The following is a 6,013-nucleotide window of genomic DNA, read 5'->3' as shown; positions in this document are numbered from 1 at the left end:
AGGTGGACGACTTTTACGCCGCCCGCAGCGGGCTCATCCCGCCGCTACCGTGGTCGACTTTCTCACCGCCGTTCTCAGCGGTGGGGTATCGCAGGACTTCGTACTGGCGAATTACTACGCTCATGCGCGCAAGATCCGCTTTGCCGATGGGCCGGACGAAGTGCATCGCAACCAGATCGGCCGTCTCGAATTGCGCAAATACACGAAAGCGACATAGGTCATGGACGCCGCGCGCTTTACCGGAACTGAACCACTTGCCAAAGGCGGCCCGGTCGATCCGGACCGTCTGCAACACTACCTGCAAAGCGCCCTGCCCGGCTGCGATGGCGCGCTGACGATTGAGCGGTTTCGCGGCGGGCAGTCCAATCCAACGATGGTCCTGTCATTTGATGGCGTGCGGCGACTGGTGCTGCGCAAGAAACCCGACGGCGTGCTATTGCCCTCTGCCCATGCGGTGGACCGTGAATTTCGTGTGATTTCCGCGTTGCAGGACACCGCCGTGTCGGTGGCGAAGCCGCAGCTTCTGTGTACGGATGAGAGCATCGTCGGCACCATGTTCTATATCATGGATTATGTCGAAGGCCGCTCGTTCTGGGAGCCATGGTTGCCTGATCTGCCAGCGCAGGAACGTTCGCGGATCTATGCTGAATTGGGCCGCGTCATTGCGGAACTTCATTGCGTTGAGCCGGCCAAAGTCGGGCTGGATGGGTTCGGACGCCCTGATGGATACGTTGCCCGGCAGGTGTCACGCTGGACAAAGCAATACCGCGCCTCGGAAACCGTTCCGATTGACGCGATGGACCGGCTTATTGCCTGGCTGCCTGACAACCTGCCCGAGCAACGCCGCAGCGCTCTGATCCACGGGGACTACCGGCTGGACAACATGATCTTCCACCCGACCGAGGCGCGTATTCTGGCCGTTGTGGATTGGGAGCTTTCGACCATTGGTGATCCGATGGCAGATTTTGCCTATCACATGCTCACATGGCATTTTCCGCGTGCCGCATTTCGCGGCTTGGCCGATACCGATCTGGGCACACTGGGCATTCCCGAAATTCGCCCCTATCGCGACACTTATCTGGAGGCCACAGGCCAGCAGGATGTCAGCGAAAAGGACTGGAACACCTATCTTGCCTTCTGCCTGTTCCGCGTTGCCGCGATCCGTCAGGGCGTCATGAAGCGTGTGATCGACGGAACTGCGTCCAATCCCCATGCGCGAGTCGCGGGCGAGCTGGCCCGGCCGGTCGCCGAACTTGGGTGGCACTACGCTGAAATCGCCATGTTATCCTGACCTTCAAAAGGAACCGTCCCATGACCGAACATTCTGTTGCCTTCCCCGCAAACGGACGCGCCCTTGTCATTGGTGGCAGCGGGGGCGTCGGTGCCGAAATCTGCCGCGCTCTGGCCCGTGACGGATGCGATGTGGCCCTCACCTATCACGGCAACAAGGCGCGCGCACAAGACGCCGCCGATCTTGTCGCGGCCGAAGGGCAAAACGCATCGATCCATCAGATCAATGTCGAAGACTCCGGCGCTGTCAAAGCCCTGATTGACCAGGTTGCGACGGACGGTCTGCACACTCTGGTCTATGCCGCCGGCCCTGTCGTGCCGCTGACCCATCTCAGCAAGATCGAACCCGCGCAGATGAAAAAGCACCTGTTGCAGGATGCGTTCGGTTTTTTCAACGTCGTACATTATGCCCTGCCACATCTGCGTAGCGCCAAAGGGTCAATCGTCGCGATCCAAAGTGCGGCACAGTTTCGTTATGCCGCTGCAGACGCTTTATCAGTGGTGCCGAAATCGGCGGTCAACGCAATTATGAAAGGTGTTGCCAAAGAAGAAGGGCGCTTTGGCGTACGGGCCAATGGCGTCGCGCTTGGGATTATAGACGCGGGGCAATATCAGGAGCTTACGAGACAGGGCCATATTGATCAGGCCTATCGCGACGCCGCCGCAGCACAGGTGCCGCTCAAGTTTCTGGGCGCACCCAACGATGTGGCCGAGGCAGTCATCTACCTCGCATCGTCGCGGGCCCGTTTTGTGACAGGGCAAGTTATTGCTGTCGATGGCGGATATCATGTTTAGGGGAACCGCCGCACAAGTAAGGTCAGGTCCAGCAGGCTGCTGGTCGCAGCGATCGCTCAATGTGGGTCCCAGCTGCGCGAGCGGTCTTGGTGTGGTTTGGAGGGGCCCGGAATTGCAACTAGTCTGGTAGGAAATGATCTTGCCCTGCCATGGGATTTTTCCTGCATTTGGAATTAGAATCCGACCCAACGAAGGGACGGACAATGAAGCGAACGCGATACAGCGAAGAACAGATCATCGGTATCCTGACGGAGCATGAGGCCGGCGCGAAGTGCGCTGATCTGTGCCGCAAGCACGGGATGTCGGAAGGCACATTTTATGCCTGGAAGGCGAAGTTTGGCGGGATGACGGTTTCCGATGCCAAGCGGCTGAAGGCGCTTGAGGATGAGAATGCAAAGCTGAAGAAGCTGCTGGCCGAGCAGATGCTGGATGCGGCGGCCATGAAGGAACTGCTGGCAAAAAAATGGTAAGGCCCGCCGTGAAGCGCGAAGTCGTTGCGCATCTTCGGGCCAAGCTTGGCCTGTCGGAGCGGCGGGCCTGCCGCCTTGTTGGAGCAGACCGGAAGATGATCCGCTACAGATCAATCCGACCTCCAGAGACGGGGTTGCGCCAGCGGCTGCGCGATCTGGCGAATGAACGGCGCCGGCTTGGCTATCGGCGTCTGTTCGTGCTGTTGCGCCGCGATGGCGAACCGTCAGGGATCAACCGTATCTACCGGCTGTATCGAGAAGAAGGGCTCACGGTGCGCAAACGCCGGGCCAGGCGCAAGGCGGTAGGAACCCGGGCACCGATCCTGGTCGAGGCACGGCCAAACGCCCGGTGGTCGTTGGATTTTGTTCACGACCAGCTCGCTTGCGGGCGGCGCTTTCGTATCCTCAACGTCGTCGATGACGTCACCCGGGAATGCCTCGCGGCCATTCCGGACACGTCGATCTCCGGGCGCCGTGTGGCGCGTGAACTTTCCGCCCTGATCGAACGGCGGGGCAAGCCGGGCATGATTGTCAGCGACAACGGCACCGAACTGACCAGTAACGCGATCTTAACCTTTGCTACGGAGCGCAAGATCGAGTGGCACTACATCGCACCGGGTAAGCCCATGCAAAATGGCTTCGTGGAGAGTTTCAACGGACGCATGCGCGATGAGCTTCTGAACGAGACCATGTTCCGGAACATGGCCCACGCCCGTGCCGTGATCCTGGACTGGGCCGCCGACTTCAACGAAACACGCCCGCATTCGGCGCTTGGCTATCAGACACCAAAGGAATTCGCCGAACACCTCACCACCGCAACCGACACCCGCGCTGCGCCAGCTGAAAGCTCCGCACGGATGTCGGTTGCTCCACCTGCGCCAATCGGCGTAACAACCCAAAGGACTCCGGTTCCGGCTGGATGAAAGTTCAGTGGCAGGTCACGGGCGACATCTTCAGTCCAGACAGGTGGGGATGAAAAAACATAGCGTGCAATGATTTGCACAACCACCGTTAGGAACATCAGGCATACCGCAAATACGGAAACGCGGCGCATGAGCTGATGCAAACGATCACTGATGCTGATGATGTAGTGGCGCATGTTTATTCTTTCTGGTTTTTTATTTGGGCGGGGCGCTGGCATCGCGTCCCGCCCCTCTGGATTAGCGGGTCTGATCAGACAGCTTCTTCCACAGCGCAGTGTCTTCTGCGGACATCAGGTCTGTGTTGTAGACAGACAAAGACGCCTCGCGGAAAACAGCACGTTCTTCTGCGGTCAGGCGCTGAACTGTCACGCCCTTTTCTTCAAGTGCTGTCAGGCCATTTTCGGCCGCTTCGTTCAGCCATGCGCGTGCCGCCGCGTCTGCGGTCACAACAGCCGCATCCACAGTCGCGCGGTCTGCATCGGACAAACCATCGTACCAGTCTTTTGATGCGATGACGGCGCGCAGCGGCCAGATCACATCAGCTGTCGCAAAGTTTTTTACGAAATCGGTCTGGCCAAACATAACAGGGACAAAGGGTGAATTCAGATAGCCGTCAATCACACCGGTTTGCAGACCGGCAGGCACTTCGCCCCAAGGCACGATTGTACCGCTTGAACCCCATGCTTCGTACATCGCGATTTGCGCATCATCCAAAGCCCGCATACGCAGGCTGGACATGTCGGACGGCGACCGCACGGCTTGGGTTGTGGTGATCACACCCGAGGCTGGTCCAAGCGGTGCCAGCGCCAGCAGGATCGCGTCTTGCGCAGCGAGGCTTTCGTTGACACGGGTGTAAACATCCCCAGCAGCCAATGCCCGATCCATATGGTCAATGTTGTCGAAGACATAAGGCAAACGGATGCCGTAGATGAACGGTTCGACCTGTGCGACGGCGCGCACGTCGGACATCGAGATTTCCAGCAGGCCGGTTGAGACCTGATCAAATTTCTCGGCTTCGTTGCCGACGGAACCACGTGGCATTTCACGTGTCTCGATGCCGCCTTCGTTCAGCGCCTTGGCAAAGGCAAAAGACCAGTTGTAGGACCCTGATTGTTCGAGGTCTGGTTTCCCGTCTAATGCAATTTTGACCTCTGCGGATGCAGATGTGGCCATGGCGAGCAGCGTCGCCAGTGTAAGTGCCTTGAGTTTCATTGGTTTTCCTCCCTTTGGATTAGTTAATTCACAGAAAATCCGAACAGGCGCGGCAGAGTGAGGCTGAGTGCCGGCCAGTAGACCAGCGCCAGCAACAGCAGCACCTGAACAAGAATGAAGGGCATCACCGCATAGGCCAGCCGCCAATAGTTGAGATTGGTCAGCGCGGATACGACCACAAGACATTTGCCCAAGGGTGGCGTGATTAGGCCGACACACAGATTGAAACACAGCACGATGCCAAGGTGGATCGGGCTGATGCCTTGCTCCATCGCTTGGGGGGCGAACAACGGGATCAGCAGCGTCAGGGCCACGGGGGTGTCCATGAACATGCCTGCGATCAAGAAGATACCTACAAGAAAGAACAGGTATCTCGTACCGGTCAGCCCGAAGGATTCTACCCAGTTGGCCAGCGCACTGGACCAACCTAATTGGCCTGCCAGATAGCCCAACACCGAAATCGCTGCGAGTATGATAAAGATCGTGCCAGTCATCTTGGCCGTGGCTTCGACCGCGTCAAAGATCATGCGCCAGTTCAGCCCTTTGTAGAACTGGCCGGCCAGCAGCGCGAAGACGACGGCGATTGCCGATCCTTCGGTGGGTGTGGCCAACCCAAAGACAAGTGAGCCAAGGATCACAATGGGCAGGCACAGGGCCGGTGCCGCGTTCAGCAAGCTGGGAAAAAAGCGCGGTAGATCGTCAGAGGCCCCACCCGGATGCCCCTTGATATGCGCAATGATCGCGTTCAACACCATGAGCGATACAGCCAACACCAGACCAGGCATGACGCCCGCGATAAACAGTGCCGCAACCGAGGCACCGGTCAGGCCGCCATAAATAATCATAATGATCGACGGTGGAATGATAGGTCCGATCATTGAAGAGGCCGCTGTGATCGCGCCTGCATAGTATGGATCATAACCGCGTGCTTTCATTTCCGGCACAAATGTGCGCGACAAAGCTGCGCTATCCGCGATGGCCGACCCCGAGATGCCTGCAAAGAATACGCTGGTCAGGATGTTGACATGACCCAATCCACCGCGAAACCTCCCGACAATGGACATGGCAAAATCGATTAGGCTTCGGGTAACGCCCGCGCGGCTCATGATCTCGGCAGTCAGAATGAACAGCGGCATCGCCATAAAGGCGAAGACATCAAGCTGGGCAAAGATGCGCTGCGGCAGGATGGATAAAAACTGCGTTTTATCGACTGCGACAAAGGTAAGAACGGATACCGCACCCATAAGTGTGAATCGGCATGCAAAATTGACCCACTTGGGTGGGTTATGAGCGCGTAAAATTGACCCACCTGTTTTCGTTAAC

Annotated in this window: 5 protein-coding genes and 1 pseudogene; 4 read left to right on the top strand and 2 right to left on the bottom strand. The window is 58.0% G+C overall.

Annotated elements, in window-relative coordinates; genetic code table 11:
• The 4 genes and pseudogenes from ACN0WV_RS19485 to ACN0WV_RS19470 all read left to right on the top strand — a co-directional run.
• A pseudogene (locus tag ACN0WV_RS19485) lies at window positions 1-217 on the top strand (hypothetical protein); the annotation flags it as partial.
• A gap of 3 nt (window positions 218-220) precedes the next feature.
• Window positions 221-1,291 (top strand): phosphotransferase family protein, encoded by a 1,071-nt coding sequence (locus ACN0WV_RS19480; RefSeq protein ID WP_417607886.1) that lies wholly within the window; start codon window positions 221-223, stop codon window positions 1,289-1,291.
• A 20-nt stretch (window positions 1,292-1,311) separates the two neighbouring features.
• Entirely contained in the window at window positions 1,312-2,085 is a 774-nt protein-coding gene (locus tag ACN0WV_RS19475; RefSeq protein WP_417607885.1) for an SDR family NAD(P)-dependent oxidoreductase, read from the top strand.
• Window positions 2,086-2,288: 203 nt separating this feature from the next.
• A protein-coding gene (locus ACN0WV_RS19470) for an IS3 family transposase (RefSeq protein ID WP_417607887.1) occupies window positions 2,289-3,478 on the top strand; the annotation gives its coding sequence in 2 pieces (ribosomal slippage) (window positions 2,289-2,541 and window positions 2,541-3,478; 1,191 coding nt in all).
• 237 nt (window positions 3,479-3,715) lie between these two features.
• On the opposite strand, the gene ACN0WV_RS19465 is transcribed toward ACN0WV_RS19470, so the two are convergent.
• Together ACN0WV_RS19465 and ACN0WV_RS19460 are read right to left on the bottom strand one after the other, a co-directional pair.
• Window positions 3,716-4,690, bottom strand: a complete 975-nt coding sequence (locus ACN0WV_RS19465) for a TRAP transporter substrate-binding protein (protein WP_417607884.1) — start codon at window positions 4,688-4,690, stop codon at window positions 3,716-3,718.
• A gap of 23 nt (window positions 4,691-4,713) precedes the next feature.
• Complete coding sequence (locus tag ACN0WV_RS19460; protein WP_417607883.1) at window positions 4,714-5,934, bottom strand: TRAP transporter large permease; 1,221 nt, start codon at window positions 5,932-5,934, stop codon at window positions 4,714-4,716.
• Window positions 5,935-6,013 lie beyond the last annotated feature (79 nt).

It is taken from the genome of Primorskyibacter flagellatus (assembly GCF_048268605.1).
Lineage (GTDB): Bacteria > Pseudomonadota > Alphaproteobacteria > Rhodobacterales > Rhodobacteraceae > Primorskyibacter > Primorskyibacter flagellatus.
This window is presented reverse-complemented; position numbering and strand designations above follow the sequence as displayed.